This is a genomic window from Roseomonas sp. TS2 (genome assembly GCF_058833935.1).
This window is the reverse complement of record NZ_JCACVY010000042.1, coordinates 1-26,893: the sequence shown is the minus strand read 5'-3', so window position 1 is coordinate 26,893 and position 26,893 is coordinate 1. Positions and strand designations below refer to the sequence as shown.

General features: G+C 71.8%; 25 protein-coding genes, 1 tRNA gene and 1 pseudogene. 15 read left to right on the top strand and 12 right to left on the bottom strand.

What is annotated here, in order from left to right:
- The 9 genes from ACZJYS_RS09535 to metW form a co-directional block, all read left to right on the top strand.
- The coding region (locus tag ACZJYS_RS09535; RefSeq protein WP_493177467.1) for a coiled-coil domain-containing protein at positions 1 to 2,166 on the top strand (2,166 nt) is incomplete at its 5' end.
- 73 nt (positions 2,167 to 2,239) lie between these two features.
- Positions 2,240 to 2,770 carry a putative pterin-binding protein gene (locus tag ACZJYS_RS09530; protein WP_493177465.1) on the top strand — a complete coding sequence of 177 codons (531 nt, stop codon included), beginning with the start codon at positions 2,240 to 2,242 and terminating at the stop codon, positions 2,768 to 2,770.
- 2 nt (positions 2,771 to 2,772) lie between these two features.
- Entirely contained in the window at positions 2,773 to 5,211 is a 2,439-nt protein-coding gene (locus tag ACZJYS_RS09525; RefSeq protein WP_493177463.1) for a putative bifunctional diguanylate cyclase/phosphodiesterase, read from the top strand.
- 63 nt (positions 5,212 to 5,274) lie between these two features.
- A complete protein-coding gene (locus ACZJYS_RS09520; protein WP_109518258.1) occupies positions 5,275 to 5,583 on the top strand; it encodes an AtpZ/AtpI family protein in 309 nt (102 codons plus the stop codon).
- A gap of 22 nt (positions 5,584 to 5,605) precedes the next feature.
- Complete coding sequence (locus tag ACZJYS_RS09515; protein ID WP_109518259.1) at positions 5,606 to 6,361, top strand: F0F1 ATP synthase subunit A; 756 nt, start codon at positions 5,606 to 5,608, stop codon at positions 6,359 to 6,361.
- An 85-nt stretch (positions 6,362 to 6,446) separates the two neighbouring features.
- Positions 6,447 to 6,674, top strand: coding sequence for an ATP synthase subunit C family protein (locus ACZJYS_RS09510; RefSeq protein WP_076959667.1), 228 nt, complete (start codon positions 6,447 to 6,449; stop codon positions 6,672 to 6,674).
- 67 nt (positions 6,675 to 6,741) lie between these two features.
- Complete coding sequence (locus ACZJYS_RS09505; protein ID WP_245906549.1) at positions 6,742 to 7,374, top strand: F0F1 ATP synthase subunit B family protein; 633 nt, start codon at positions 6,742 to 6,744, stop codon at positions 7,372 to 7,374.
- A gap of 12 nt (positions 7,375 to 7,386) precedes the next feature.
- The gene (locus tag ACZJYS_RS09500; RefSeq protein WP_493177460.1) at positions 7,387 to 7,893 is read left to right on the top strand and encodes a F0F1 ATP synthase subunit B; all 507 of its coding nucleotides are present in this window, start codon (positions 7,387 to 7,389) and stop codon (positions 7,891 to 7,893) included.
- A 184-nt stretch (positions 7,894 to 8,077) separates the two neighbouring features.
- The gene (gene metW / locus ACZJYS_RS09495; protein ID WP_109518327.1) at positions 8,078 to 8,683 is read left to right on the top strand and encodes a methionine biosynthesis protein MetW; all 606 of its coding nucleotides are present in this window, start codon (positions 8,078 to 8,080) and stop codon (positions 8,681 to 8,683) included.
- A gap of 104 nt (positions 8,684 to 8,787) precedes the next feature.
- On the opposite strand, the gene ACZJYS_RS09490 is transcribed toward metW, so the two are convergent.
- Positions 8,788 to 9,894 carry a DSD1 family PLP-dependent enzyme gene (locus ACZJYS_RS09490; RefSeq protein WP_109518261.1) on the bottom strand — a complete coding sequence of 369 codons (1,107 nt, stop codon included), beginning with the start codon at positions 9,892 to 9,894 and terminating at the stop codon, positions 8,788 to 8,790.
- Between the two features lie 113 nt (positions 9,895 to 10,007).
- Here ACZJYS_RS09490 and ACZJYS_RS09485 point away from each other — a divergent pair, with 113 nt between their 5' ends.
- On the top strand, positions 10,008 to 10,907 hold the full coding sequence (locus ACZJYS_RS09485) for a DMT family transporter (protein WP_493177457.1): 900 nt from the start codon (positions 10,008 to 10,010) through the stop codon (positions 10,905 to 10,907).
- A 6-nt stretch (positions 10,908 to 10,913) separates the two neighbouring features.
- Here the strand turns inward: ACZJYS_RS09485 and ACZJYS_RS09480 are convergent, their stop codons facing one another.
- The 8 genes from ACZJYS_RS09480 to ACZJYS_RS09445 all read right to left on the bottom strand — a co-directional run bounded on the left by ACZJYS_RS09480 (position 10,914) and on the right by ACZJYS_RS09445 (position 18,967).
- Positions 10,914 to 11,312, bottom strand: coding sequence for a gamma-glutamylcyclotransferase family protein (locus ACZJYS_RS09480; protein ID WP_493177455.1), 399 nt, complete (start codon positions 11,310 to 11,312; stop codon positions 10,914 to 10,916).
- A gap of 4 nt (positions 11,313 to 11,316) precedes the next feature.
- On the bottom strand, positions 11,317 to 12,729 hold the full coding sequence (gene pgmG / locus ACZJYS_RS09475; RefSeq protein ID WP_493177453.1) for a phosphoglucomutase/phosphomannomutase PgmG: 1,413 nt from the start codon (positions 12,727 to 12,729) through the stop codon (positions 11,317 to 11,319).
- 14 nt (positions 12,730 to 12,743) lie between these two features.
- Entirely contained in the window at positions 12,744 to 14,048 is a 1,305-nt protein-coding gene (locus tag ACZJYS_RS09470; protein ID WP_109518265.1) for a UDP-glucose dehydrogenase family protein, read from the bottom strand.
- A 9-nt stretch (positions 14,049 to 14,057) separates the two neighbouring features.
- Positions 14,058 to 14,927, bottom strand: coding sequence for a UTP--glucose-1-phosphate uridylyltransferase GalU (gene galU / locus ACZJYS_RS09465; RefSeq protein ID WP_109518266.1), 870 nt, complete (start codon positions 14,925 to 14,927; stop codon positions 14,058 to 14,060).
- Positions 14,928 to 15,058: 131 nt separating this feature from the next.
- Positions 15,059 to 15,754 (bottom strand): hypothetical protein, encoded by a 696-nt coding sequence (locus tag ACZJYS_RS09460; RefSeq protein ID WP_493177450.1) that lies wholly within the window; start codon positions 15,752 to 15,754, stop codon positions 15,059 to 15,061.
- A gap of 10 nt (positions 15,755 to 15,764) precedes the next feature.
- On the bottom strand, positions 15,765 to 16,466 hold the full coding sequence (locus tag ACZJYS_RS09455) for a hypothetical protein (RefSeq protein WP_109518268.1): 702 nt from the start codon (positions 16,464 to 16,466) through the stop codon (positions 15,765 to 15,767).
- A gap of 62 nt (positions 16,467 to 16,528) precedes the next feature.
- The gene (locus ACZJYS_RS09450) at positions 16,529 to 18,790 is read right to left on the bottom strand and encodes an NADP-dependent malic enzyme (protein WP_493177448.1); all 2,262 of its coding nucleotides are present in this window, start codon (positions 18,788 to 18,790) and stop codon (positions 16,529 to 16,531) included.
- A 94-nt stretch (positions 18,791 to 18,884) separates the two neighbouring features.
- Positions 18,885 to 18,967, bottom strand: a tRNA-Leu gene (locus tag ACZJYS_RS09445).
- A gap of 65 nt (positions 18,968 to 19,032) precedes the next feature.
- Here ACZJYS_RS09445 and lipB point away from each other — a divergent pair.
- From lipB to ACZJYS_RS09425, 4 genes are all read left to right on the top strand, one after another.
- A complete protein-coding gene (gene lipB / locus ACZJYS_RS09440) occupies positions 19,033 to 19,761 on the top strand; it encodes a lipoyl(octanoyl) transferase LipB (RefSeq protein WP_493177446.1) in 729 nt (242 codons plus the stop codon).
- 298 nt (positions 19,762 to 20,059) lie between these two features.
- A complete protein-coding gene (locus ACZJYS_RS09435) occupies positions 20,060 to 20,704 on the top strand; it encodes a helix-turn-helix transcriptional regulator (RefSeq protein WP_109518271.1) in 645 nt (214 codons plus the stop codon).
- A 172-nt stretch (positions 20,705 to 20,876) separates the two neighbouring features.
- Positions 20,877 to 21,956 (top strand): Ldh family oxidoreductase, encoded by a 1,080-nt coding sequence (locus ACZJYS_RS09430; RefSeq protein ID WP_245906552.1) that lies wholly within the window; start codon positions 20,877 to 20,879, stop codon positions 21,954 to 21,956.
- Positions 21,957 to 22,010: 54 nt separating this feature from the next.
- Positions 22,011 to 23,564 (top strand): UxaA family hydrolase, encoded by a 1,554-nt coding sequence (locus ACZJYS_RS09425; protein WP_493177443.1) that lies wholly within the window; start codon positions 22,011 to 22,013, stop codon positions 23,562 to 23,564.
- Between the two features lie 55 nt (positions 23,565 to 23,619).
- Here ACZJYS_RS09425 and ACZJYS_RS09420 read toward each other — a convergent pair whose 3' ends face one another.
- The 3 genes from ACZJYS_RS09420 to ACZJYS_RS09410 all read right to left on the bottom strand — a co-directional run bounded on the left by ACZJYS_RS09420 (position 23,620) and on the right by ACZJYS_RS09410 (position 26,618).
- The gene (locus ACZJYS_RS09420; protein ID WP_493177441.1) at positions 23,620 to 24,375 is read right to left on the bottom strand and encodes an alpha/beta hydrolase; all 756 of its coding nucleotides are present in this window, start codon (positions 24,373 to 24,375) and stop codon (positions 23,620 to 23,622) included.
- Positions 24,372 to 25,517, bottom strand: a complete 1,146-nt coding sequence (locus ACZJYS_RS09415) for a fumarylacetoacetate hydrolase family protein (RefSeq protein WP_379651937.1) — start codon at positions 25,515 to 25,517, stop codon at positions 24,372 to 24,374. The genes ACZJYS_RS09420 and ACZJYS_RS09415 overlap by 4 nt, the downstream gene beginning before the upstream one ends.
- A gap of 72 nt (positions 25,518 to 25,589) precedes the next feature.
- The gene (locus ACZJYS_RS09410) at positions 25,590 to 26,618 is read right to left on the bottom strand and encodes an alpha/beta fold hydrolase (protein ID WP_493177439.1); all 1,029 of its coding nucleotides are present in this window, start codon (positions 26,616 to 26,618) and stop codon (positions 25,590 to 25,592) included.
- A gap of 158 nt (positions 26,619 to 26,776) precedes the next feature.
- Between ACZJYS_RS09410 and ACZJYS_RS09405 the strand changes: the two are divergent.
- Positions 26,777 to 26,893 (top strand): annotated as a pseudogene (locus ACZJYS_RS09405) (glycosyl transferase); the annotation flags it as partial.

Below are 26,893 nucleotides of genomic sequence, written 5' to 3'. Positions count from 1 at the left end.
CCGCCGGGGCTGGAGGCCGCGCTCGGCGCCGCGCTGGGCGAGGCGCTGGACAGCCCGGCCGACGCCGCCGCGCCGCGCCACTGGCGCGACCTGCCGCCGCTCGATGCCGCGCCGGCCCTGCCGGAGGGGGCCGAGCCGCTCGCTGCGCGGGTGGAGGCGCCGCCCGCCCTGGCGCGCGCCCTCTCCCAGGTGGGGCTGGTGCCGGACGAGGCGACGGGCGAGGCGCTGCTGCCCCGCCTGCGCCCCGGCCAGAGCCTGGTCTCCGCCGAGGGCGCGCTGTGGCGCTGGGACGGGCATTGCGCCCGTGCCGGCGCGCCGAGCGCGGGCGCGGTGCGGCTGACGCAGCGCAACCGCCTGCGCGCCGCCGAGGCCGCGCTGGAGCAGGCCGCCGCCGCCGCCGGGACCGCCGCCGCCGCCGCCGAGGCCGCGCGCGACGAGGAGGCGCGCGCCGCCCAGGCCGAGGGTGCCGCCCGCGCCGCCCGCGCCGCCGCCGAGACCTCCCTGGCGCGGGCACGGGAGGCGGAATCCCGCCTCGCCGCCGCCGCCGCCCGGGCCGAGGGCCGGCTTGCCATGCTGGGGCCGCAGATCGAGCGGCTGGAGACGGAGCTGCGCGCCGCCGAGGCCGCGCGCGAGGCCGCCGCCGCCACACTGGCCACGCTGCCCGACCCGGCCGCCGCCCGTGCCGCGCGGGACGAGGCCGCCCGCGCCGAGGCCGCCGCCCAGGCGGAGGAAACCGCCGCCCGCGACGCCCGCCGCAAGGCCGAGACCGCCCTGGAGGTGGCGCGCGCCGAGGAGAGCCGGCTGGCCAGCCGCGCCGCCCAGGCGGAAAGCCGGCTGGCCGCGCTGGCGCCGCAGCTCGCCCACGCCGCCGAGGAACGCGCCGAGGCGGAACGCCTGCTCACCGCGGCCGGGGCGGCGCTGGCCGGCGCGCCCGACCTCGCCGCCCTGCGCCGGGCGGTGGAGGCGGCCCGCCAGGGCCAGGCCGAGGCCCGTGCCCGCGCCGCCGCCGCGCGCGACGCCGCCGCCGCCCTGGCGGCCGAGGGCGAGCGCGCCGCCGCGCGGCTGTCGGCGATCGGCGCCGAGCGCGAATCTTGGGCCGGGCGCGAGGCCGAGGCGTCCGCGCGGCTGGAGGCGCTGCGCCAGCGCGCCGCCGAGGCCGAGGCGGCGCGCGAGGCTGCCGCCGCCGCGCCGGAGGAGGCGGCCGCCCGCCGCGCCGCCGCCGCCCGGCTGCTGGCCGAGGCGGAGGCCGAGCACGCCGCCGCCGCCACCCGCCTGCGCGCCGCCGAGACGGAGGACCGCGAAGCCGCTGAGGCCCGCCGCCGCGCCGACACCGCCTTTGCCGCCGCACGCGAGGCGCAGCTGCGCGCCGAGGCCGCGGCGCAGGCGGCCGAGGCCGGGGCCGCCGCCGTGGCGCAGCGCCTGGCCGAGCGGCTGGGCGATGCGCCCGCCCTGCCGCCGCCGCCCGAGGACCTCTCCGAGGCCGCCGAGGAGCGCGCCCGCCGCAAGGCCGAGCGGCTGGCCAAGGAGCGGGAGGATATGGGCCCGGTCAACCTGCGCGCCGAGCAGGAGATGGCTGAGGTGGACCAGCGCATCGGTGCCATCGATGGCGACCGCGAGGAGATCGGCGCCGCCATCGCCAAGCTGCGCGGCTCGATCGGCCACCTGAACCGCGAGGGGCGGGAGCGGCTGCGCGCCGTGTTCGACCGGGTGGATGCCGAGTTCCGTGCGCTGTTCGGCAAGCTGTTCGGCGGCGGGCGGGCGCATCTGGCGCTGGTCGGCTCGGACGACCCGCTGGAGGCGGGGCTGGAGATCTATGCCGAGCCGCCCGGCAAGAAGCTCGCCACCCTCTCGCTGCTCTCGGGCGGCGAGCAGGCGCTGACGGCGCTCTCCCTGGTCTTCGCGGTGTTCCGCTGCCAGCCGGCGCCGGTCTGCGTGCTGGACGAGGTGGACGCGCCGCTGGACGACGCCAATGTGGAGCGGCTCTGCGGCCTGCTGGAGGCGATGGCCGCCGAATCCGGCACCCGCTTCCTGGTGGTGACGCACCACCCGCTGACCATGGCCCGCATGCACCGCCTCTATGGCGTGACCATGCAGGAGCGTGGCGTCAGCCGGCTCCTCTCCGTGGATCTCGAGGCGGCGGTGGACATGGTGGAAGGCACAAGTTAACGCGTTCTTGAATGAAGGCGGGTAGCTTGCCATCCGGGGGCCTGGAGTGGGCGCCACACCGAAAGGCGAGATCATGCTGCGTCGCGAAGCCCTGTTCCTGGCTCCCGGTCTGCTCGTTCCAGGGCTCCGGCTGGCCGGTACCGGGTGCGCGCAGGCGCAGGCCGCGGCTCCGGACGGCGCGGTGGAGAGCCGGGTGATCCTCAGCGTCTCCGGGCGGGTGGCCCCGGCCGAAGGCGGAGCGCACCCATTCTCCCTCTCCCGGCTGGAGGGGCTCGGCCTTGTCGCCCTGCGGACCGAGACGCCCTGGACGCAGGGGCCGCAGAACTTCTCCGGCGTGCCGCTGGAACGGCTGCTGGCGGCGGTGCAGGCCGGGGGCGAAACCCTGCGCTGCACCGCCATCAACCGCTACCAGATCGTGGTGCCACGCGAGGACGGCGCGCGGCACGGCGCCGTCCTGGCCACCCGGCTGGATGGCGAGCCGATGCGGGTGCGCGACCGCGGGCCGGTCTGGCTGGTCTATCCGTGGTCGGAGCGGCCGGCGCTGCAGAGGCCGCTCTTCTATGAGCGGTCCATCTGGCAGCTGCGCAGCATCGAGGCGGTGTAGCGGTGCCGCCGCACGCCGGCGGGCCTGCGGCGAAAGGCGGGGCCGGGCAGGGACACACCGGCGGGAGGGGCCTGCTGCGCTGGCTGTGGCAGGGGCGGCGCCTCGTGCGTCTCGGCCTCGGCCTGACGGCGCTGCTGTTCGTCATCTCCCTCGGCGCTTCGCTGGCGCATCTTCCCGGGAAGTACCGGCAGGAAGCCAAGGTCCGGCGCAGCGCTCTCTGGCTGAGCAGCAACGCCGCCCTGGAGGCGGCGCAGTTCGAGAGCAACCTGCACCAATACCTGGGCGGCCGGCTGGACGCCGAGCGGCTGGAGGAGCAGTTCGAGGTGCTCTACAGCCGCATCATCCTGCTGCAGAGCGGCGATGGTCCCGAGGAATACGCCAACATGGAACGGCTGCACGCACTGGCGCCGGCCATGCTGCGCGACCTCGACGCCATGGAGGTGGCGTTGCGGGTCCTGATGGCGGGCGATCCTGCGGCGGTGGGGCGGATCGAGCTCACCCTGGCCCGCCTCCGGGACCAGCTGCACGACGCGAACCGCCACCTGCACCTGGAGCAGCGCCAGGCCGTGGACCATCTGCTCGGCGACCTGCGCGGCCAGAAATGGCTGTTCCTGTTCTGCGCGGTCGGGCTGCTGGTGTCGGTGGCGCTGCTGATCCTGATGCTGGCGCTGGAATCGCGCCGGGCGCACCGGTCCCTGACCAGCGCCCGCGCCGCCATGGCCCGGCAGGCGGAGGCGGAGCGCACGCTGCTCGCGCTGATGAACAGCCTGCCCGCCATGATCAGCGTCTTCGACCCGCAGGGCCGGCACCTCTTCGTCAACGAGGCCTATGCGCGCTTCCACGGCGTCACCGAGGCGTCGGTGATCGGGCGGCGGCCGGAGGCGCTGGGCCTGCCGCCGGGGGATCTGGAGCGGCTGCCACAGGCGCTGGCCTGCGAAGGCCCGCTGCCCTTCCTGGAGCGGGCGATGACGGACCAGGGCGGGCAGCAGCGCGCCCTGCTCGGCACCGCCGTGGCGGTGGATGACGGCAACGGGGCGCCCGGGCGGGTGGTCTTCGTCTCCCTCGACATCTCCGACCGGAAGATGGCCGAGGAGCGGGTGCGGCACATGGCCGAGCACGACGTGCTGACCGGCCTGCCCAACCGGCTGCTGTTCGGCGAGCGGCTGAACAGGACGCTGGCCCAGGCGCTGGCCGGGGGAGATGGCGGCTTCGCCCTGCACGGCATCGACATCGACAACTTCAAGGCGGTGAATGACAGCCTGGGCCACCCGGCCGGCGACCAGCTGCTGCAGGCCGCGGCCATGCGCATGCTGGGCTGCCTGCGGCCGGGGGACATGCTGGCCCGCATCAGCGGCGACGAGTTCGCGGTGATCCAGCCCGGCGTCCCCGACGCGTCCGAGGCGCGGGAGCTGGCGGCGCGGCTGGTGCGGGCGATGGCCGAGCCCTTCCACCTCGAGGGGCGCCCCCTGCATTCGGGGATCAGCGTCGGCACCGTGCTCGGCCCGGAGCATGGCAGGAGCGCCGCGGTGCTGCAGCAGCGCAGCGACATCGCCCTCTACCGCGCCAAGGCGGAGGGAAGGGGCCGCGCCGTGCTGTTCGACCCGGCCATGGAGGAGGCGCTGCAGGAGCGCCGGCAGCTCGCGCTGGAACTGGCCGAGGCCCTGCGGGCGGAGGCGCTGGCGCTGGTCTACCAGCCGAAATTCTCCATCGCCTCGCTGCGGCCGGTGGGCTGCGAGGCGCTGCTGCGCTGGAACCACCCGGTGCGCGGCCCCATCTCCCCCGCCCGCTTCGTGCCGCTGGCCGAGGAATCCGGCATGGCCGAGGCGCTGGGCCGCTACGTGCTGCGGCAGGCCTGCCGGCAGATCCGGCGCTGGCAGGAGGAGGGGCTGGAGGTGCCGGTGGCGGTCAACCTCTCCGCCAATCTCTTCGCCGGCGAACAGGCGGTGCGGATGGTGGCGGCGGCGCTGGAGGAGGGCGGGGTGCAGCCGCGCCTGCTGGAGATCGAGCTGACGGAAGGCGTCTTCATCCATAGCGCGGAGGCGGCGCAGCTGGCCCTGGAGGCGCTGCACCGGCTGGGCGTGCGCGTGGCGCTGGACGATTTCGGCACCGGCTACTCCTCGCTCGGCTATCTCCAGCACCTGCCCTTCGACGTGCTGAAGGTGGACCGCACCTTCGTGCGGGAGCTGCACCCCGAGAACTGCAACAGCCGCTGGATCGTCGACACCATCCTGCGGCTGGCGCGCGGCCTCGGCGTGCGGGTGGTGGCGGAGGGGGTGGAGACGGCGGAGCAGCTCGCCGTGCTGCGCCAACTGGGCTGCGACGTGGCGCAGGGATTCCTGCTGGGCCGCCCCATGCCGGCGGCCGAGATCGCGGCGCTCTACCGCCGCGGGGCGGTGCCGCGGCCGGTCGAGCTGGCCGGCCGCAATGCGTCATGCCCTTGACACCCCATGAACGCCCCCTTACGAGCCGTCCAGCCTTCCGGCGGGGGGACCGCAGGAGCAAGGGTGAACGAACGCGACGATTTCAACGAGCGCCTGAAGCAGGCCCGGCAACGCCAGGGTCTGGAGAAGGGTGCTGACAAGGCTGGCGGCGAGGGCTCCAACGCCCTTCCCGGCGGCGCGTTGCAGATCGGCATGCGGGCTGGCGTCGAGGTGGTTTCCGCCCTGATCGCCGGCGCCGGGCTCGGTTGGTTGCTTGACCGCTGGCTTGGCAGTTTTCCCTGGCTCTTCATGGTCTTCTTCGTGGTGGGTGGTGTCGCCGGGGTGATGAACGTCTATCGGCTGTTCAACCCCCGGACAGGCGCGCGCAAGTAGCACCGGATACGGGAGAGCCACAGTGGCCGCCGAAGGCAAGACGATCGACGCGCTGAGCCAGTTCGAGCTGACGCACGCCTTCGGGCCCATTGGCGCGGCGGTGAACTTCACCCAGTCCAACGCACACATGCTGGTGGCGTCTGTGGTGATCGTGCTGGTGATGATCATGGGCATGGCGCCGCGCGCCGTTGTCCCGGGCCGTTTCCAGGCGCTGGCAGAGACCTTCTACGAATTCGTCGAGAACCTCGTCATCGGGCAGGTGGGGCATGAGGGGAAGCGCTACTTCCCCTTCGTCTTCGCCCTGTTCATGTTCGTGCTGTTCGGCAACGTGCTGGGGCTGTTCCCCTACGCCTTCACCTACACCAGCCACATCGCCGTCACCTTCGGCCTGGCTTTCCTGGTGTTCCTGGTGACGACGATCGTCGCGCTGGCGCTGCACGGCAAGAAGTTCTTCGGCTACTTCTTCCCCGAGGGCGCGCCGCTCTGGCTCGCCCCCATCATCGTGCCGGTCGAGGTGGTGTCCTACCTCTCGCGGCCGATCAGCCTTTCCGTCCGTCTGTTCGCCAACATGGTCGCCGGCCACGTGCTGCTGAAGGTGTTCGCCACCTTCGTCGTGCTGCTGGGCGGCCTGGGCATCGTCGGCCCGCTCCTCGCGGTGCTGCCGCTTTCGGTCAACGTCCTCCTGGTCGGGTTCGAACTCCTGGTGGCCTTCCTGCAGGCCTATGTGTTCGCCATCCTCACCAGCATCTATCTGCACGACGCGGTGCACCTGCACTGACGGGGTCAGTCCCCACAAGGGGGCCACGTCTCTACGGGACCCGCGTTTCGCGGACCAACATCAGATCAGCGAAGGGATCACTCTGATGGAAATCGTGCTTGCTGCGAAGGCGATCGGTGCCGGCATCGCCGTCCTCGCCCTGTTCGGCGTCGGCCTGGCGCTGGGCAACATCTTCTCGACGCTGATCGCGTCCGTGGCCCGCAATCCGGCCTCGCGCGACACCGTGTTCCCGATCGGCATCCTGGGCTTCGCCCTGACGGAAGCCGTGGCGCTGTTCGCGCTGCTGATCGCCTTCCTGATCCTGTTCACCTGATCCGGCCGGGGCGCGGCAGCCGCCGCGCCCCACCGAATCCGGGGCGCCAATTGCAGGGAAGCAGATGATGAAGCGGATGACCCTCGCCGGCGTGACGGCCGCGCTCTACAGCCTCGGTGCCCAGGCGATGGCGGCAACCGTGGCGCCCGGCGGCCTTGAGGCACAGTCGGTCGCGGCGGCGGAAGCCTCTGGCGGCGGCATGCCGCAGCTGGATTTCGGCAATCCGCTGATGCTCGCCCAGGTGGTCTGGCTGCTGATCATCTTCGGTGTCCTGTACTACGCGCTGGCCAATATCGCGCTGCCCCGCGTCGCCTCCGTGCTGGATGAGCGCCGCAACCGCATCGAGGGCGACCTCGAGGCCGCCCGCGCCGCCAAGGCCGAGGCCGACGCCGCCATGGAGGCCCACCGGGCCGCTACCGCCCGCGCCCGCGCCGAGAGCCAGACTGCCATCGCCGAGGCCACCCAGTCCGCCCAGGCCGACGCCGCCGCGCGCAGCGCCGCGCTGAACGAGCGCCTGAGCCAGCAGATCGAGGCCGCCGAGGCCCGCATCAACGCCGCCCGCGACACCGCCATGGGCGCGCTGCGCGAGGTGGCCACCGACACGGCGAATGCCCTGGTGCAGCGCCTGTCCGGAATCAAGAACGAGACCGCCGTCTCCGCCGCCGTGCAGCGCGAGCTGGCCACCCAGGGCAAGGCGTAAGGAGCGGGCACGATGCACCACTACGAGCATTTCTGGCTGAACCCGAAGTTCTGGGTCGCCGTCTCCTTCGTCATCTTCGTGGTCCTGCTGGGCCGCATGATCTGGGCGAAGGCGACCGAGGCGCTGGACGCCCGCGCCGCCAAGATCCGCACCGCCCTCGATGAGGCCGCGCGCCTGCGCGCCGAGGCCGAGGCGATGCGCCGCCAGGCGGAGGCCGACCGCGCCGCCGCCCTGGCCGAGGCCGAGACCCTGCTGGCCCGTGCCAAGGCCGAGGCCGAGCGCCTCGCCGCAGCGACCGCCGCCGAGGCCGAGGCCTCCGCCAAGCGCCGCGAGCAGATGGCGATGGACCGCATCCAGGCCGCCGAGGCCGGTGCCCTGGCCGAGGTGCGGCAGGCCGCCGCCACCGTGGCCGCCGCCGCGGCGCGCGAGGTGATCGCCACCGAGCTGACCGCCGAGGCCGATGCCAAGCTGATCGACAGCGCGGTGGCCGACCTGCCGCGGGCGCTCCGCGCCGCCTGAGCGGCGCCCGGCAGCCACTGTCATGGAGAGGGGGCCGCGAGGCCCCCTTTTTTCATGGCCTCCCCAGGGCCGGGGGGTTTGCCTCGGCTCCCCGGCGGGAGTAACGATCCCGCCCCACCTCGCGGCCCAGGATCTTCCCGCCTTGTCCGATACGCCGTCACCGGTTCGCTTCGTCGCCAAGAACATGCGCCTCGATCTGCGGCTGATCGCGGAGATGATCCCGGCCGGGGCGAAGGTGCTCGACATCGGCTGCGGCGACGGCGCGCTGCTCGAGCACCTGGAGCGCGAGAAGAACGCCGATGCGCGCGGCATCGAGATCGACATGGCGCAGGCCACCGCCGCCGTGGCCCAGGGGCTCGCCGTGATCCATGGCGACGCCGACAACGATCTCGCCTTCTACCCGGACGACGCCTTCGATTATGTCGTGCTCTCCCGCACCATCCACGCGGTGGAGAAGCCGCGCGAGGTGCTGCGGCAGATGCTGCGAATCGGCCGGCACGCCCTCGTCTCCTTCCCGAATTTCGGCCATTGGGAGGTGCGGATGAAGCTGCTGCTCACCGGCCGCATGCCGATGACCGAGACCTGGGGCCGCCCCTGGCACGAGACGCCCAACATCCACCCCTGCACCATCCTCGACTTCATCGATCTGTGCGAGCGGGACGGCTACGCGGTGGAGGAGTGGCTGGCGGTGGACGAGAAGGGCCTGCGGGCGCCGTGGAAGCGCTCGGTGAAGCTGGCCAATTTGTTCGGGGAGCAGGCGCTGTTCCTGCTCAAGAAGAAAGAAGGCTAAGGGTTCTTTTTTGGGAAAAAGAACCAAAAAACTTTTGTCAGTTTAGCGCTAAGCCAAACTGACAAAGTCTTTTTGCTTCTTTTTCTTCAGAAAAAGAAGAATACCTAGCTCATCGCTCCCCGTGCGGCGATCGGCCAGAGGCACTCCACGCGGCCGTTCCGCACGCCCACGAACCAGTCGTAGCGGTCGATCGTCGGGTCGCAATGCGCGGGCACCAGGCGCAGCTTCTCGCCGAGCTTCGGGCGGGTGCCGCCCTCCACCACCAGGTTGCCGTGCTCGTCCGAGGCGCCGGCGTAGCGCAGGCCGGGGCGCTGCCAGACCTTCGGGAAGCCCGAGTCGGTGGGCGCCGCCTTGTGGCCGGCATCCAGCACCGCCAGCTCCGGCTTCGGCGTGCTCATCACCTGCGAGAGCAGGAACAGCGCGTGGCGGAAGGGCGGCGCCTCCTCGTTGGCGGCGTAGTCCGCGTCCATGAAGGCGTAGGAGCCGGCCTGGATCTCGGTGAAGACGCCGCTCATCGCCTCGTGCCGGAAGGTGCCGGTGCCGGCGCCGCCGACGATGGCGCAATCCAGCCCCTGCTGGCGCAGCTGCTCCACGGTGCGCCTGGTGTGCTCCACGGCGCTGCCGATGGCCTCGGCGCGGCCTTCCGGGCTGCGGATGTGCTGGGCGCGGCCGTGATAGGCCTGCAGCCCGCCGAAGATCAGGTGCGGGCTGGCGGCGATGCGCTGCGCCAGGGCCACCGCCTCCGGCCCCGGGGCCACGCCGCAGCGGCCGGCGCCGACATCGATCTCCACCAGCACCGTCATGCGCAGCCCGGCGGCCTCGGCCGCCTGCTCGATCAGCGCGACGCCCGCCGCGTCGTCGGCGCAGAGCGCCACGCGGCTGATGGAGGAGAGGGCGGCCAGACGCGCCAGCTTGCGCGGCGCCACCACCTCGTTGCTCACCAGGATGTCCGGCACGCCGCCCCAGGCCAGGATCTCGGCCTCGGCCACCTTCTGCACGCATTGGCCGACGGCGCCGCGGCGCATCTGCTGCAAGGCCACCACGGGGGATTTGTGCGTCTTGGCGTGCGCCCGTAGCTTTGTGCCGGTCGGCGCCAGAAAGGCCGCCATGGCGTCCAGATTCGCTTCGAACGCGTCGAGGTCGAGGATCAGGGCGGGGGTGTCCACCTCCTCCTCGGGCATGCCAGGCTCGGCGGGGGGGCGTTGCAGCATGGGGCTTCCTCCAAGGCGCGGTAGGCGCGCTTCGATTTGTAACCTTTCGAGCCCTGGCGGGCTTTGGCCTGCTGGGTCACACCGCACCGCAGCACGATCTTTCCGGGCATCTCATGGACCGTTCCACGCCGCAAGGCATCCTGCTCGCCTTCCTGGCCTTTGCCGCATACGCCATCAGTGATGCCTCGGTGAAGCTGCTGCATGGCAGTCTCGGCGCCTATCAGGCCGTGTTCTTCGGCGCGCTTTCCGGCGTGGTGGCGCTGCCGCTGCTGCGGGCGCCCGGCGAGCGGCTGACCGACATCTTCCGCGCCCGCAGCCGGCCGATGTGGCTGCTGCGCGCCGGGGCCGCCTTCACCGGGGCGCTGGGCAGCGTCACCGCCTTCACTCATCTCTCGATGGCCGAGGCCTTCTGCCTGCTGTTCCTGATGCCGACCTTCGTCACCCTGCTCTCGGTGAGCTTCCTGGGTGAGGCGGTGGGCTGGCGGCGCTGGTGTGCCGTCCTCCTGGGCTTCGCCGGCGTGCTGGTGGTGTTGCGGCCCGGCTTCCGCGAGCTGAACATCGGCCATCTCGGCGCCATGGTGGGCGGGCTTTCCGGCGCCGTGACGGTGGTGATGATGCGTGCCCACGGGAAGAGCGAGTCGCGCCTCTCGCTCTATGGCGCCGGGCTGATCGGGCCGGTGGTGGGGTGCGGGCTGCTGATGCTGCCGGCCTTCGTCTGGCCCACGCCGGTGCAATGGGCCTTGCTGATGGGCTACGGGCTGCTGATGGCGACGGGGAACATCCTGGTGATGCTGGCCTCGCAGCGCATCCCGGCCAGTCTGGTGGCGCCGGCGCAGTACAGCCAGATGCTCTGGGCCATCGCCTTCGGCTACCTCATCTTCGGCGACCACCTGGAGCCGGTGATGGCACTCGGCGTCGCCATCATCATCCTCTCGGGGGTGATGACCTTCCTGCGCGAGCGGGTGCGCCGGCCGAAGGGCTGGGCGCGGGTGCCGCCCGTCCACCCGCAGTAGGGCTCTTCAGGCCGCGCGCCAGCGGGAAACCGCCCAGGCGCGCGCCCAGCGGATGCCGCGCCGGGTCTCCACCCGCAGCGGCACCAGCCGGTAGGGCGGCCCCTCATAGGCGTGCAGTCGCGCCAGGGCCTTCGCCGTGGGCCGGATCAGCAGGCCCTGGACGTGGCCGCCAGGGTCTGGAAGCAAGGTGGGGAAGGGGGTGCCGCGCAGTCTGCCGCGCCGGTAGCCGTGGAGCATGGCGGGAATGGCCCGGCGGTGGAGGGTGCCGTCGCCCGACTGCCTCGCCAGTGTCCTGGCCTCCAGCAGCGTCCCATAGAGGAAGATGCTTCCCCTGATGCCGGTCTCCGGGGAGCGGAGCCCCCCGGAGCAGATCCGTCTGTCCAGGGGGCGGAGCCCCCTGGCCATGCTCTCAGTGCCCGGCGTTCTCACCCGAGAAATCCGGCACGGCGAGGCCGGAGGCCGTCACCTGCTCGGCCAGCAGGGCCTTCAGGCGCTCCAGCCCTTCCTCGGTCTTGGCCTCGGCGCGGGCGACGAGCACCGCCTGGGTGTTGGAGGCGCGCAGCAGCCACCAGCCATCCTCGGTCAGCACCCGCACGCCGTCCACGTCCTGCACATTGGCGCCGGAAGCGGCGAGGCGGCCCTTCACCTCCTGGATGACGCCGAACTTGCGCTCATCCGGGCAGTCGAAGCGGAGTTCCGGGGTATTGATCACCTTGGGCAGCGCGTCGCGCATCTGCGCCAGGCTCTCGCTGGCGCGCGCCACGATGCCGAGCAGGCGGATGGCGGAGTAGGGCGCGTCGTCGAAGCCGTACCACTTGTCGTTGAAGAAGATGTGGCCCGACATCTCGCCCGCCAGCGGCGACTTGGTCTCGGCCATCTTGGCCTTGATCAGGGAGTGGCCGGTCTTCCACATCAGCGGCGTGCCGCCCGCCTTGGCCACTTCGTCGAACAGCACCTGGCTCGCCTTGACGTCGGCGATGATGGTGCCGCCCGGATTGGCCTTCAGCACGTCGCGCGCCAGCACCACCAGGAGCTGGTCGCCGAACAGCATGTTGCCCTCGCCATCCACGGCGCCGATGCGGTCGGCATCGCCATCGAAGGCGATGCCGAGATCGGCGCCCTTGGCCTTCACCTCGGCGATGATCTGCTGAAGGTTCTTCAGCACGGTCGGGTCGGGGTGGTGGTTCGGGAAGTTGCCGTCGATCTCGCCGTTGATGACGGTGTGCTCGCCGGGCAGCTTCGCCACCAGCCGCTTGGTGATCTCGGCGCCGGAGCCGTTGCCCGGGTCCCACACCACCTTCAGCGCGCGGTCGCCGCCGTCATAGTCCTTAAGCAGCCGGGCGATGTAGTCCTCGGACACATCGACGCTGGTGGAGGAGCCGGAGGCCTCGGGCACCACGTCGCCGGCCGCGGCCATGCGGCCGATCTCCTGGATCTGGCTGCCGAAGAAGGGCTTCTTGCCCAGCATCATCTTGAAGCCGTTGTAGTCCGGCGGATTGTGGCTGCCGGTGACCATGACGGCGCCGTCGGCGGAGAGGGAATAGGCGGCGTAGTAGAGCATCGGCGTCGGGCCGCAGCCGATGCGCGCCACTTCGAGGCCGCAGGCGACGAGGCCGGCGACGAGCTGCGCCTCCAGCTCGGGCGAGGAGAGGCGGCCGTCATAGCCCACCGCCACCTTCTTGCCGCCGCCGCGCGCGACGATGCTGCCGAAGCAGCGGCCGATGGCGAAGGCATCCGCGCCGGAGAGGGTTTTGCCGACGATCCCGCGGATGTCGTACTCGCGGAGCGAGGTGGGGTGGAACTCGTGGCGGAAGGCGGTCATCCGGGGATCCTTCTTCAGGGTCGGCCGATGGAGGAATAGTGGAACCCTGCCTCGCGCATGGCGGCGGGGTCCCAGACGTTGCGCAGGTCGCAGATGACGCGGCCGCGCATGGCGGATTTCAGCTTCTTGGGAGCGAGGGCGCGGAACTCGTTCCACTCGGTGATCAGCACCAGGGCGTCGGCGGCCTTGACGGCCTCCATCGCGCTGCCGGCGAAGTGCAGCGTATCGGGCAGCACCTGCCGGGCGTGACCGGCCTGCGGGTCGTAGGCACGCACCGTGGCGCCGGCCGCGATCAGCGCCGGGACGATGACGAGCGAGGGCGCGTCGCGCATGTCGTCCGTCTCGGGCTTGAAGGTCAGGCCCAGCACGGCGATGGTCTTGCCCTCCACCGAGCCGCCGCAGGCGGCGATGACGCGCTCGGCCATCTGCGCCTTGCGCGCCTCGTTGGCGGCGATGGTCTGCTCGACGATGGTGGCGGGCGCGCCGAGCTCCTGCGCGGTACGGGCCAGCGCCAGCGTGTCCTTCGGGAAGCAGGAGCCGCCATAGCCCGGCCCGGCATGCAGGAACTTGCGGCCGATGCGGCCGTCGAGCCCCATGCCGCGCGCCACGTCGTGCACGTCGGCCCCGGCCTTCTCGCAGAGATCGGCCATCTGGTTGATGAAGGTGATCTTCACCGCCAGGAAGGCGTTGGCGGCGTACTTGATCAGCTCCGCCGTCTCGATCGAGGTGGCCACCACCGGCGTCTCGATCAGGTAGAGCGGGCGGTAGAGCCGCCTCAGCACGGCCAGGGCGCGCTCGGATTCGGTGCCGATCACCACGCGGTCGGGCCGCATGAAATCGCCGATGGCGTTGCCCTCGCGCAGGAACTCGGGGTTGGAGGCGACCTCGATCTCGAGATCCGGGCGGGCAGCGCGGACGATCTCCTTGACCTTGCGGCCGGTGCCCACCGGCACGGTGGACTTCGTCACCACCACCAGCGGCCCCTCGGCCGCCCGGGCCACCTGCTCGGCGGCGGCGAAGACATAGGTGAGGTCGGCATGCCCGTCGCCGCGGCGGGTGGGGGTGCCCACCGCCAGGAACACCGCGTCGGCGCCGCGCACCGCCTGCTTCAGGTCGGTGGTGAAGGTCAGCCGGCCATCGCGCGCATTCTCCTCCACCAGCCGGTCCAGGCCCGGCTCGTAGATCGGGATGCGCCCCGCATGCAGGGCCTCGATCTTCCCCGCATCGGTGTCGACGATGCAGACATCGACACCGAACTCCGCGAAGCAGGCGCCCGAGACGAGGCCGACATAGCCGGCCCCGATCATGGCGATGCGCATCAGCCGGCCTCAGACATACTTCGGCAGGAAGTCGTGCACCGCCTTGGCGATGTCCGGCCGCTGCAAGGCGAAGGCGATCTGCGCCTCGAGGAAGCCCACCTTGTCGCCGCAATCGAAGCGGCGGCCCTCGTAGCGCAGGCCGTGGAAGGGCTGGGTGCCGATGAGCTTGGCCATCGCATCCGTCAGCTGCACCTCGCCGCCGGCGCCCTTCTCCATCTTGGCGAGATGCTCCAGCACCTCCGGCATCAGCACGTAGCGGCCGATGACGGTGAGGTTGGAGGGCGCGTCCTCCACCTTCGGCTTCTCGACGAGGCCCTTGACCGAGACCAGGCGGCCCTTGTCCTCGGCGATGTCCAGCACGCCGTACTTGTTGACGCGCTCCATCGGGACTTCCTCGACGGCCACGACATTGCCGCCGGTCTCCAGATAGGCGTCGGCCAGCTGCTTGGTGCAGGAGGTCTTGCAGAGCATCAGGTCGTCGGGCAGCAGGATCGCGAAGGGATCGTTGCCGATGAAGGCACGGGCACACCAGATGGCGTGGCCGAGGCCCATCGGCACCTGCTGGCGCACGGTGGTGATGCTGCCGGGCATCTGCGCCTGGGCGCGCAGCTCCTCCAGCACATCCAGCTTGCCGCGGCTTTCCAGGGTCTTCTCAAGCTCATAGGCCACGTCGAAATGCTCGACGATGGCGGTCTTGCCGCGGCCGGTGACGAAGCAGAACTGCTCGATGCCGGCGGCGCGCGCCTCCTCGACCGCGTACTGGATCAGCGGCTTGTCGACGACGGGCAGCATCTCCTTGGCCAGGGCCTTGGTGGCCGGCAGGAAACGCGTACCCAGGCCGGCCACGGGCAGCACGGCCTTCTTCAACGGTTTCGTCACTCGGCTGGTCCTCCAGTCTGTGGTCGGTGCATTCGGCCACGGGGCGGTGGCGAAATTCAGGCTGTCCTGGCGCAGCATTGCCACGCCGCAACAGCCGCGGCAATTCATCGGTCAGACGTGATTCCGTGAATTCAACCTAGCAGAAGATCGCGGGCCCTGTTGAGTTGCGCGGCCAGCGCCGCAGAACCGCCACGATCCGGGTGCGCGGCCCGCATCAGCCGCCGGTGCGCGGCGCGGATGGCGGCCGCGTCCGCCCCTTCCTCCAGCCCGAGCAGGGCGAGGGCAGCGGCGCGGTCCATCTCCCCGGGGCCGGCCGCCCGGCCATGCCCGTGCTCCTGGTGGTACGCCGCGCGCCAGTCGGGCCAGGCGCGGTCCAGCCAGTTCTCCAGCAGCGGCACGCTTTCCGGGTCCTGCGCCTCGCATTCGGCCAGCAGGGCCAGCAGCTCGCCCTGCGCCAGCTCGCCCAGCTCCCGCCCCGCGAAGCGGCCCTCCCGCACCCGGCCGGAGAGCGTGCCGCTGGCAAGGTCCAGCCGCATGGCCAGCATGGCGGTGTTGAGGCTGGAAGCCTGCTCGCCCGGCGCCCCGAAGCGCCGCGCCTGCCGCCAGCCGCGCCAGAGCCGCAGCAGCAGCGGCGCCATGGCCAGCAGGGCCGGCATGGCCTGCGCCACCCGCCCGCTGTAGAGCAGCAGCCCGAAGGTGCCGAGGCCCACCACCGCCAGCAGGATGACGGCGGTGCGCTTCACCTGCGCCACGCTGGCGGTGGCGAAGCCCTGCGCCAGCGCCGCCAGCAGCACCAGCAGCGCCAGCGCGCCCAGCAGCCAGATCATGGCCGCGCCATCACCGGGGCGGGGCCGGAAGCTGTGCCGCCAGGGTGCGGGCGGCGCTGCCCTGCAGCCGCGCCAGCGCTGCCCGGCCGCCGGCGGCGAACACCGCCACGGCGTTCAGCCACTCCCGCAGCGCGGCGGCGCTGCCGCCATCCAGCCGCCGGTGTGCGCCGCCCGAGAGCTTCGCCACCTGCCGCAGCACTCCGGTGGCCACCGGGTCCTCCCCCTCCTGGAAGACGAAGGCCGGCGTGCCGCGCAGGCCGAGCCGGCCGGCGGCGTGGCAGAGCGCATCCGCCTCTTCCTCCACCGCGTCCCCCACGAAGACCAGGGCGGCCACCTTCTCGCGCGCCGTCTCCGTCTCGGCATGGGCCAGCACGCGGCCGATCTGGGTATGGCCGCCCAGGCAGGAGACGCCGGACATGCGCCGCGCCAGGTCCCGCCCGTCGGTCAGGAAGGGGGTGGCGGCGAACTCGCCGAAGCCGCGGTAATAGGCCAGCTGCACCGCCAGCCCGCCATGCGCGGCGGCGGCCTGGAACATGTCGGCCTGCACGGCGCAGGCGCGGTCCCAGCTCGGCTGGCGGCTGGCCGTGGCGTCGATGGCGAAGATGAGGCGGCCGGGGCGGTGCGTGCCGGCGCGCACCGCCGGCAGGCTCTCCACCTGCTTCAGGAAGGCGCTCACGGCGGCCGAGGCGGGGCGGGCTGGAAGATTCGCCATGCCCCCAAGATGGGGCCTGCCGCGCCGGAAGCGAAGGCATCCGGCGCGGAGAAATCGGCCGCTCAGGCCTGGGTGGCGGCCAGCGCGGTGAGGTTGGCGATGCCGCGCGCGGTCACGCTCGGCACCAGCACGTGGATCGGCTTGTTCATGCCGAGCAGGATGGGGCCGAGCTGCAGCCCGTCCGCCGCCGCCTTCACCAGGTTGTAGGCGATGTTGGCGGCATCGAGGTTGGGCATCACCAGCAGGTTGGCGGAATCGGAGAGCGGGCTGTCGAGCACCGCCTTCTCGCGGATGGCCGGCACCAGCGCGGCGTCGGCGTGCATCTCGCCATCCACCTCCAGATCCGGCGCCTGCGCCTGGATCAGTTTCAGCGCCTCGCGCATCTTGCGGGCCGAGGGCGCGTTGCTGGCGCCGAAGGAGGAGTGGGAGAGCAGCGCCACCTTCGGCGTCAGGCCGAAGGCGCGCACCTGCTCGGCGGCGAGCAGCGTCATCTCCGCCACCTGCTCGGCGCTGGGCTCCACCAGCAGGTGCGTGTCGGCGAAGAACAGCGTGCCGGCGGGCAGGATGACGCCGGTGAGGGCATAGACGCGGCTGGCATCGGCGCGCTTGCCGATGACGTCGTGCGCCTGGTGCCAGTGGCGCATCCACTCGCCCTGGCCGCCGACGATGGCGGCATCGACCTGCCCCGTCTCCAGCAGCAGGGCGGCGGCGACGGTGGGGCGGGTGCGGACGAAGCGCTCGCAGGCATCGGGCGGCACGCCGCGGCGGCCGACCTTGGCGCGGTAGATATCGACCAGCGGCGCGAAGATGGCCGTGTCCTGCTCCGGGTCGAGCAGGCGGACGCTCTCGGCGAGGTCCATGCGCAGGCCCATGGCGCGCACCTTGGCCTCGATGACGGCGCGGCGGCCGATCAGCACCGGCTCGGCCATGCCGTCATCCAGCACGGACTGCACGGCGCGCAGCACGCGCTCATCCTCGCCCTCGCCATAGGCCACGCGCTTCGGCGCCTTGCGGGCGGCGAAGATGACGGGGCGCATCAGGTCGCCCGAGCGGTAGACGAAGCGCTCCAGCGTGTCCCGGTAGGCGGCGAAATCGGCGATGGGGCGGGTCGCCACGCCCGAATCCATGGCGGCGCGCGCCACGGCAGGGGCGATCTCCAGGATCAGCCGGGGGTCGAAGGGCTTGGGGATGATGTAGTCCGCGCCGAACACCGGCGCGGTGCCGCCATAGGCGGCCACCACAACCTCGGAGGCCTCGATGCGGGCGAGGCGGGCGATGGCTTCCACCGCCGCCACCTTCATCGCCTCGTTGATCGTGGTGGCCCCCGCATCCAGCGCGCCGCGGAAGATGAAGGGAAAGCAGAGGACGTTGTTGACCTGGTTGGCGTAGTCCGAGCGGCCGGTGGCGACGATGGCGTCCGGCCGCGCGGCGCGCACCGCCTCGGGCAGGATCTCGGGCTCGGGGTTGGCCAGCGCCAGCACCAGCGGGCGGGGGGCGAGCTTGCCCAGCCACTCCGCCTTCAGCACGCGCGGCGCGGAGAGGCCGAGGAACACGTCCGCCCCTTCCAGCACGTCGGCCAGGATGCGGGCATCGGTCTCGCGCGCGTAGCGGGCCTTGTAGGGGTCCATCAGCTCGGTGCGGCCGGCATGGACCACGCCCTTGATGTCGGTGACCGTGATATTGTCCCGGCTCGCGCCCATCGCCACCAGCAGGTCGAGGCAGGCGAGCGCCGCGGCGCCGGCGCCGGAGGTAACGATCTTCGCCTCGGCCAGCGTCTTGCCCTGCAGCAGCAGGCCGTTGCGCACGGCGGCGGCGACGATGATGGCGGTGCCGTGCTGGTCGTCGTGGAAGACCGGGATCTTCATCCGCTCCCGCAGGCTCCGCTCGATCTCGAAGCACTCGGGGGCCTTGATGTCCTCCAGGTTGATGGCGCCGAAGGAGGGCTCCAGCACCGCCACCGCGTCGACGAATTTCTGCGGGTCCAGCTCATCGACCTCGAGGTCGATCGAATCGATGCCGGCGAATTTCTTGAAGAGGACGGCCTTGCCTTCCATCACCGGCTTCGAGGCCAGGGCGCCGATGGCGCCGAGGCCGAGCACGGCGGTGCCGTTGGTGATGACCGCGACCATGTTGCCGCGGGTGGTCATCTCATAGGCGGCGCGGGGATCGGCGGCGATGGCCTCGCAGGCGGCGGCTACACCGGGGGAATAGGCCAGCGCGAGGTCGCGCTGCGTGGCCATCCGCTTGGTCGCTTCGACACTGAGCTTCCCAGGGCGCGGCAGGCGGTGGTAGTCCAGCGCGGCCTTGCGGAAATCCTCGTCCATTGGCACCTCCGTGCCCCGGACGATGACGGAGCCGGAGCCTGTCCACAAGGACTGAAACCGGGTGGCAAGCGGGGCGAGCGAGTTAGGAAAAATATGCGGTCGAGAAGATTCGAACTTCCACGGGGTTGCCCCCACCAGCACCTCAAGCTGACGCGTCTACCATTCCGCCACGACCGCGTGTTGGACAGCAACAAGCTGGGGCGGGCATATAGCGGATGATCGCGGAGGCAGCAACAACCCCCATGACGTTTGATGTGGATATTTCGCCCGAAGCTGAAGCCGGCCCGGCGGCTGCCGCCGGCAACGCCCCCGAATGGCGCGTGGCCGAGGGGCTGACCGACTACCCCGCCGCCCTGGCGGAGATGCAGGCCCATGCCGCCGCCATCCGCGCCGAGGGCGCGCGCGAGCGGGTGTGGCTGGTGGAGCACCCGCCGCTCTACACCGCCGGCACCTCCTCGACGCCGGAGGGGCTGGTCGATGCCCGCTTCCCCGTCTACGCGGCGGGGCGGGGCGGGCAGTGGACCTATCACGGCCCCGGGCAGCGCACCGCCTATGTGATGCTCGACCTCAACCACCCGCATGGCAGCGTGCCGGCGCGCGACATCCGCGCCTATGTGCACGGGCTGGAGGAGTGGATCATCCGCGCCCTGGACCGCTTCAACGTGAAGGGCGAGCGGCGCGAGGGCCGCGTCGGCATCTGGGTGGCGGAGAAGGCGCCGGGCGGCTTCCTGGTGCGGGAGAACAAGATCGCCGCCATCGGCGTGCGCGTCACCCGCTGGGTGAGCTGGCACGGCATCGCGCTGAACGTGGAGCCCGATCTCTCGCATTTCGGCGGCATCGTGCCCTGCGGCATCCGCCAGCATGGCGTCACCAGCCTCGCCGCGCTCGGCCTGCCGGTCACCATGGCGGAGGCGGACAGCGCGCTGAAGGCCAGTTGGCAGGACGTTTTCGGCGGCGGGGCCGTGGCTTGAGCGGAACTTTACCTCAAATGGGGGATATTGCGCACTAGAATCGAGATTAATATGGGGCCTTACTGGGCTGTTCGGAGTTGGTGGCTGTTATGCTCGGCCGGGATGAAGTTCATGAAATCAAGAGTATATCGCTTGTTCTAGTTCTGGCTTCCGCGGTGCGTCGTCTCCTGGCCCCTTCCGCGACCCGCATCGCTCCCGTCCCTGCTGTCTTCGTTCCGGGCGGATGGTTCGCCGCAGCCTGATGCGCGGCCAGCCGCTTGCCGGGCGGCGCCCGCCGCGCCTCCAGCCAGGACCCCCCATGCCCATCGCTCCCCTGTATCCGCCTGATGTTCCCGCCATCGAGGGCCTGGTCGCCGAGCTGCTGAACCGGATCGGGTGCGGCGCCGCCCTGCTGCGGGCCGACGGGGCCGTCCTGCTGACCAACGCGCATCTGAACGCGATGCTCGGAGATGGCCTGCTGCTGCGGGAGGACCGGCTGGTGGCCGCCGCCCCGCGCAGCCAGGGGGCGCTGGACAGCATGCTGGCCATGCCGGACGTGCCCGCTGGCACGGCATGGGAGACGAATTTCCTCGCCCTGCCGCAGCCTTCGGGCCTGCGGCCGCTGCTGTTGCGCGCCTGCCGCCTTCCGCCTGGCACCGTGCTGCCCGGCCAGCGTGGCGAGCAGGGGCGGGTGGCGACCTTGCTGCTCGTCTTCATGCCGGAGCAGGACCTGCCGAGCCCCGAACTGCCCCTGCGTATGATGGGGCTGACGGCGGCCGAGGCACGGCTGGCCGCGCAGGTCGGGCGTGGCGTGACGCCGGAGGAGGCCAGCCGGCAGCTCGGCATCACGGTGGGCACGGCGCGCTATGTGCTGAAGGTCGTCTTCGGCAAGCTCGGCGTCTCGCGGCAGAGCCGGCTCGCCCTCCTCACCGCCAGACTGGCGGCGATGTCGGGGGGAGAATAGCGCCCGGCTGCCCGGCTCCGCCCCCCCTTCCAGGCTGCGCCCAGGGGCGCGGCGCGTTGCGGCTTCCCCTTCATCATGCGATCATCGGATGAGTGCGGGAAGAGGAAAAACCGGGAATGTCAGCGAAGGCAGGGATGGGGCTGGGCGTGTCCATGGGCCGGGAGGCCGGGCTGTGAGCGCCGCGCTGGAACAGCAGGCCGCGACACCGCGCTACCCCGCCACGGCCCTGGTCGGGTCCGCCGCCGCCCTCTTCGCCGCCGCCGGCGTGCCGGCGGACAAGGCCAGGGTGATGGCCGAGGTGCTGGTCGAGTCCGACCTGATGGGCCACATCACCCACGGCCTCGGCCTGCTGCCCAAGTACATGGACGACATCGCCGCCGGCGTGATGACGCTGGAGGGCGAGCCGGCGGTGCTTTCCGACCGTGGCGCCTGCCTGACCTGGGATGGCCGTGGCCTGCCGGGCGGCTGGCTGACCATGAAGGCGCTGGACATCGCCATGGAGCGGGTGAAGACCCATGGCACGGTGTCCATCGCCATCGGCAACAGCCACCATATCGGCTGCCTCGCCGTCTATCCGGCGAAGGCGGCGGCGCGCGGGCTGCTCTGCATCCTGCACAGCTCCGCCCCCGGCACGGCGAGCGTGGCGCCCTTCGGTGCCCGCCAGGGCGTGCTGGCGCCGGACCCGATGGCGGCCGGCTTCCCCACCGGCGGCACCCCCGTGGTGCTCGACATCAGCGCCTCCATCACCACCAACAACATGAGCCTGCGGCTGATCCGCGAGGGCAAGCGCTTCCCGCACCAATGGCTGCTGGACGCCGAGGGCAACCCGAGCGACGATCCCAACGTGGTGTTCCAGGGCGGCGCCATCCAGCCGGCCGGCGGGCTGGACCACGGCCAGAAGGGCTATGGCTGGGCGCTGCTGACCGAGGCGCTGACCCAGGGCCTGCCGGGCCATGGCCGCGCCGACGGCGCCCGCAACATGATGGCCGGCGTGTTCCTGCAGGTGATCGACCCCGAGGCCTTCGCCGGCCTGTCCGCCTTCGAGCGGCAGACCGGCCACACCGCCGCCGCCTGCCGCGCCGCGGCGCCGCGCCCCGGCATCGGCCGCGTGCGGCTGCCGGGCGAGAAGGGGCTGGCGCACCGCGACGATGCGCTGGAGCAGGGCGTGCCGCTGGCGCCCGGCATCATGGAGGGGTTGCGCCCGCTGGCCGAGCGGCACGGCGTCGCCCTGCCGGAGCCGCTGCCGGCCTGAGACGCGCCCGCCGGCCGATACGAACCAAGAAAAACGTCCAAGGAAGCCTGCCCCATGTCCCTCATCGACCTGAGCGCCAAGCGCCTGAACGGCCCCGTCATCCGCCTGCACCCGAATGACAACGTGGTGGTGGCGCGCATCCCCGTCGAGGCGGGCACCTCCATCCCCGGCGAGAACATCGTGGCGCGGGAGGCGGTGCAGGCGGGCTACAAGATCGCCACCCGGCACCTGCGCAAGGGCGAGCCGATCCTCAAGTACAACGTCACCATCGGCTTCGCGGCGGAGGACATGCCGGCCGGCACCATGCTGCACGGCCACAACATCACCTTCACCGAGTTCGACCGCGACTACGCCTTCTGCCAGGACTACGAGCCGCTGCAGATGGTGCCGGAGGCGGAGCGCGCCACCTTCCAGGGCATCGTCCGCGCCGATGGGCGCGTCGGCACCCGCAACTACATCGGCATCGTCTCCACGGTGAACTGCTCGGCCACCGTGGTGCAGAACATCGCCGACCACTTCACCAGCGAGCGGCTGGCGGAGTTCCCCAATGTCGACGGCGTCGCCGCCTTCACGCACCAGACCGGCTGCGGCATGGAGCTCTCCGGTGAGCCGATGCAGCTGCTGCGCCGCACGCTGGCGGGCTATATCCGCCACCCCAACATCGCCGCCGTGCTGGTCATCGGCCTGGGCTGCGAGCGCAACCAGATCACCGGGCTGATGCAGGAGCACGGCCTCGCCGCCAGCGACAAGCTGCGCCACTTCACCATGCAGGAGACGGGCGGCACCCGGAAGAGCATCGAGGCCGGCATCGCCGCGGTGCGCGAGATGCTGGTGGAGGCCAATCAGGTCACGCGGCAGACCGTGCCGGCCAGCCACATCATGGTGGGGCTGCAATGCGGCGGCTCGGACGGCTTCTCCTCCATCACCGCCAACCCGGCCCTCGGCCACGCCATGGACATCCTGACGCGCCATGGCGGCACCGCCATCCTCTCCGAGACGCCGGAGATCTACGGCGTGGAGCACACGCTGACGCGCCGCGCCGCCAACCGCGACGTGGGCGAGAAGCTGATCGAGCGCATCCGCTGGTGGAAGGACGAATACGCCGCCGGGCGCGACACCCAGATCAACGGCGTGGTCAGCCCCGGCAACCAGGCCGGCGGGCTCGCCAACATCTTCGAGAAGTCGCTCGGCTCCTCGATGAAGGGCGGCACCGGGCCGCTGATGGAAGTCTACAAATACGCCGAGCCGGTGACGACGCCGGGCTTCGTCTTCATGGACAGCCCGGGCTTCGACCCGGTCTCCGCCACCGGGCAGGTGGCGGGCGGCGCCAATGTCATCTGCTTCACCACCGGGCGCGGCTCGATGTTCGGCTGCAAGCCCGCGCCTTCCATCAAGCTCGCCACCAACACGCCCATGTTCCGCCGGCTGGAGGAGGACATGGACATCAATTGCGGCGAGATCCTCGACGGCACCGCCTCGCTCCAGGAAATGGGGCAGAAGATCTTCGAGCACATCCTGCGCGTCGCCTCGGGCGAGAAGAGCAAGAGCGAGGATCTCGGCGTCGGCAAGCACGAGTTCGTGCCGTGGCAGATCGGCATCATGGGGTGACAGGGGGAGGAAAGGCCGGGGGAAGGAATTCCCCCGGACCCCCATCTTTTTTCTGTCAGTTCGATGCGGCCTCGACCGTGCGCCAGATCAGATCGAGATCCTCGGGGCGGGCGAGGCGGTGGTCGCCATCCTTCACCAGCGTCACCCGCACATCCTCCGATACCAGCCGCGCGGCGATCTCGGGCGCCACCCGCCAGGGCACCTCGTTGTCGCGCATCCCGTGCAGCAGCCGCACCGGGCGCTCCACCGGGATGGGGCCGCCCATCAGCAGGTGGTTCCTTCCGTCCTCGATCAGCCGGCGCGTGATCGGCACCGGCGGGCCATAGGGGCTGGGCAGCTCCAGCACGCCCTCGCGCAGGATGGCGGCGCGCTGCTCCTCGCTGAAATGCGGCCACATCAGCGTCTCGGTGAAGTCCGGCGCGGCGGCGATGCCGACCAGCGCGTGCAGCCGCTCCGGCATCTGCCGCGCCATCAGCAGCGCGATCCAGCCGCCCATCGAGGAACCCACCAGCACCTGCGGCCCCTCGGTGAGCGCGGCGATGACCTCCGCCGCATCCGCCGCCCAGTCGCCGATGCAGCCCGCCGCGAAGTCGCCATCGCTGACGCCATGCCCGGCATAGTCGAAGCGCAGGAAGGCGCGCCCGGTGGCGGCGCAGCGCTCGCGCAGGTGCAGCGCCTTGCCCCCCTCCATGTCCGAGCGGAAGCCGGCCAGGAACACCACGCCGGGGCCGCGCCCGGGCAGCCGCGCCCAGGCCAGCTCCTCGCCCCGCGCATTGCGCAGGCGCCCCGTCTCCTCCCGCGCGAGGCTCATGCGCGCGGCAGCCCCCGCTGCGCCAGGTTGCGCATCAGCGCGCCGAGGCCGAAGCGCCAGGGCGGGCAGGCATCGGTGCGGTCGACGATGTTCACCAGCGCGCCGAGGCGGGGGCTCGCGATGCGCACCACGTCGCCCACATGGTGGGTGAAGCCCATGCCGGCGGCGTCGCGGTCCTTGCTGGGCGAGAAGGGCGTGCCCAGGAACAGCGCCGCGCCATCCGGATACTGGTGGTGCGGGTTCACCAGCTGGTCCACCAGCTCGGTGGGGTCGCGGCTGATGCTGCCCACCGGGCCGGTCTCGGCCAGGTGGAAGCCCTCCGGGCCGGTGATCTCCAGCGCGATCTCGGCGTTGCGGATGTCCTCCAGCGTGAAGCCGGCATCGAACAGGCGGATGGCCGGGCCGAGCGCGCAGGCGGCGTTGTTGTCCTTGGCGCGGCCGAGCAGCAGGGCGGAGCGGCCCTCCACGTCGCGCAGGTTCACGTCGTTGCCGAGGGTGGCGCCCAGGATGGTGCCGCGCGGGCTGATCGCCAGCACTACCTCCGGCTCCGGGTTGTTCCAGGCGGAGGCGGGGTGGATGCCGATATGCGCGCCCGAGCCCACCGCCGAGAGCGGCTGCCCCTTGGTGAACACCTCGGCGTCCGGCCCGATGCCCACCTCCAGGTACTGGCTCCACCAGCCACGGGCCAGCAGGTTCTCCTTGAGGCGCATTGCCTCCGGGCTGCCGGGGCGCAGCGCGGTGAGGTCCTCGCCGATGATGGCGCGGAACTCGGCGCGCACGCCCTCGGCCTGGGTGGCGTCGCCGCGGCAGCGCTCCTCGATCACGCGCTCGATCATCGAGCGCACATAGGTCACGCCGCAGGCCTTCAGCGCCTGCAGGTCGAAGGGCGCCAGCAGCCGGGCCGGGCCGCCGCCGGCCAGCAGGGCGGGCATGTCGATCACCACCGGCTCGCCGCGCGCGGCGATGGCGCCGATCGGGTCCTCGGCCGCCAGCCAGGCGCTGACGGTGCCGAAGGCGGGCGTCATGTCGAAGGCCTGGCCGCCGGCCAGGGCGATGGCCTGCGGGCCGTCGGCGCCCTCGATGCGCAGCGCGAAATGGCCCTCGCGCCAATCCTCGGGCAATGCCGTCGCGGTCTTGTTCATGCCAGTCCTCCCGTTGAGCCGGTGCGGCTTTGGTAAAGCCTTCCGCGCGCCCTGGCCACGGGGGAGAGCATGTCATTTCAGCGCGGGCAGCGCCTCCAGCAGCGCGGCGTGGAAGCGCGCCCGGTCCTGGATCTGCGGCGAGTGGCCGAGATCCTCGAAGCGCAGCAGCCGTGCGCCGGGGATGGCGTCGGCGGTGCGGCGGCCGAGCGTCAGGTAGTCGCCCAGGCGGCGACGCACCTCCGGCGGCGCGGCGGCCTTGCCGATGGCGGTGTTGTCCCGCTCGCCGATCACCAGCAGCGTCGGCACCCTGATCAGCGGGAAGTGCTGCACCACCGGCTGGGTGAACACCATGTCGCTGGCCTGCGCCTGGTTGCGCAGCACCGCCTCGCGCCCCGGCCCGGCATAGAGCCCCGCCTGCATCTCCACCCAGCGGTCGTAGCGCGCCTCCCACTGGCCGGCGTAGTAGGTGTCGCGCTGGTAGGCGCGGATGCTGTCGGCGGTGGTACGCTGCTCGGCCGCCAGCCATTCGTCGATGGTCTGGTGCGGCACGCCCATCGCCTCCCAGTCCTCGAGGCCGATCGGGTTGACCATCACCAGCGCCTCGGTCTCCTTCGGGTGCATCAGCGCGTAGCGCGCGGCCAGCATGCCGCCCATGGAATGGCCCATCACCACGGGGCGGCGGATGCCCAGCTCGGTGAGCAGCGCATGGGTGTTGGCGGCGAGCTGGTGCAGGCTGAACTGGTAGCCCTCCGGCTTGGCGGAGCGGCAGAAGCCGATCTGGTCCGGCACCACCACGCGCCAGCCGGCGCCGCGCAGCGCGTCGATCGTCCCTTCCCAGGTGGCGCCGCAGAAATTCTTGCCGTGCAGCAGCACGATGGCGCGGCCGTTCGGGCGCTCGGGCTGGATGTCCATGTAGGCCATGGGCAGCGCCTGGCCCTGGCTGCGCAGCGTGAATTCCTGCACCGGGTGGGGGTAGTCGAATCCCTCCAGCCGGGCGCCGTAGCGGGGGCCTTCCGCCGTGCCCTGTGCCAGGGCGGCGGGCGGGGCCGACGCGGCGCCGAGGCCGAGCAACAGGGTGAGCAGGGGAAGGGTCGCGCGCATCCGCATCCTTGGTCTTCTCCTCGGTCTTGCCCGGCAGCCTCGGGGTCGCCCCGGGATGTGGGGTGCGGCGTGACGGGCGGCGCCTCACTTTGCCGCCAGTGCCCTGCCGCCGCCCCGCGCTGCTGACAGCCGCCCGCCCAGGCGCTAATGCCGCGCCCATGACCGCCGACCGCGCCCCCGCCGTGCTTCAGGTGCTCCCCGCCCTCAAGGCCGGCGGCGTGGAGCGCGGCACCATCGAGATCGCCGAGGCGCTGGCGCGGGCTGGCTTCCGGCCC

Excerpts from the sequence above, each read along its gene's own strand:
- ACZJYS_RS09530 (WP_493177465.1), top strand. The coding sequence starts at position 2,240 with ATGCTGCGTCGCGAAGCCCTGTTCCTGGCTCCCGGTCTGCTCGTTCCA.
- ACZJYS_RS09510 (WP_076959667.1), top strand. The coding sequence starts at position 6,447 with ATGGAAATCGTGCTTGCTGCGAAGGCGATCGGTGCCGGCATCGCCGTC.
- ACZJYS_RS09505 (WP_245906549.1), top strand. The coding sequence starts at position 6,742 with ATGAAGCGGATGACCCTCGCCGGCGTGACGGCCGCGCTCTACAGCCTC.
- ACZJYS_RS09500 (WP_493177460.1), top strand. The coding sequence starts at position 7,387 with ATGCACCACTACGAGCATTTCTGGCTGAACCCGAAGTTCTGGGTCGCC.
- metW (WP_109518327.1), top strand. The coding sequence starts at position 8,078 with ATGCGCCTCGATCTGCGGCTGATCGCGGAGATGATCCCGGCCGGGGCG.
- ACZJYS_RS09490 (WP_109518261.1), bottom strand. The coding sequence starts at position 9,894 with ATGCTGCAACGCCCCCCCGCCGAGCCTGGCATGCCCGAGGAGGAGGTG.
- ACZJYS_RS09485 (WP_493177457.1), top strand. The coding sequence starts at position 10,008 with ATGGACCGTTCCACGCCGCAAGGCATCCTGCTCGCCTTCCTGGCCTTT.
- ACZJYS_RS09480 (WP_493177455.1), bottom strand. The coding sequence starts at position 11,312 with ATGGCCAGGGGGCTCCGCCCCCTGGACAGACGGATCTGCTCCGGGGGG.
- pgmG (WP_493177453.1), bottom strand. The coding sequence starts at position 12,729 with ATGACCGCCTTCCGCCACGAGTTCCACCCCACCTCGCTCCGCGAGTAC.
- ACZJYS_RS09470 (WP_109518265.1), bottom strand. The coding sequence starts at position 14,048 with ATGCGCATCGCCATGATCGGGGCCGGCTATGTCGGCCTCGTCTCGGGC.
- ACZJYS_RS09460 (WP_493177450.1), bottom strand. The coding sequence starts at position 15,754 with ATGATCTGGCTGCTGGGCGCGCTGGCGCTGCTGGTGCTGCTGGCGGCG.
- ACZJYS_RS09455 (WP_109518268.1), bottom strand. The coding sequence starts at position 16,466 with ATGGCGAATCTTCCAGCCCGCCCCGCCTCGGCCGCCGTGAGCGCCTTC.
- ACZJYS_RS09450 (WP_493177448.1), bottom strand. The coding sequence starts at position 18,790 with ATGGACGAGGATTTCCGCAAGGCCGCGCTGGACTACCACCGCCTGCCG.
- lipB (WP_493177446.1), top strand. The coding sequence starts at position 19,033 with ATGACGTTTGATGTGGATATTTCGCCCGAAGCTGAAGCCGGCCCGGCG.
- ACZJYS_RS09435 (WP_109518271.1), top strand. The coding sequence starts at position 20,060 with ATGCCCATCGCTCCCCTGTATCCGCCTGATGTTCCCGCCATCGAGGGC.
- ACZJYS_RS09425 (WP_493177443.1), top strand. The coding sequence starts at position 22,011 with ATGTCCCTCATCGACCTGAGCGCCAAGCGCCTGAACGGCCCCGTCATC.
- ACZJYS_RS09420 (WP_493177441.1), bottom strand. The coding sequence starts at position 24,375 with ATGAGCCTCGCGCGGGAGGAGACGGGGCGCCTGCGCAATGCGCGGGGC.
- ACZJYS_RS09415 (WP_379651937.1), bottom strand. The coding sequence starts at position 25,517 with ATGAACAAGACCGCGACGGCATTGCCCGAGGATTGGCGCGAGGGCCAT.
- ACZJYS_RS09410 (WP_493177439.1), bottom strand. The coding sequence starts at position 26,618 with ATGCGCGCGACCCTTCCCCTGCTCACCCTGTTGCTCGGCCTCGGCGCC.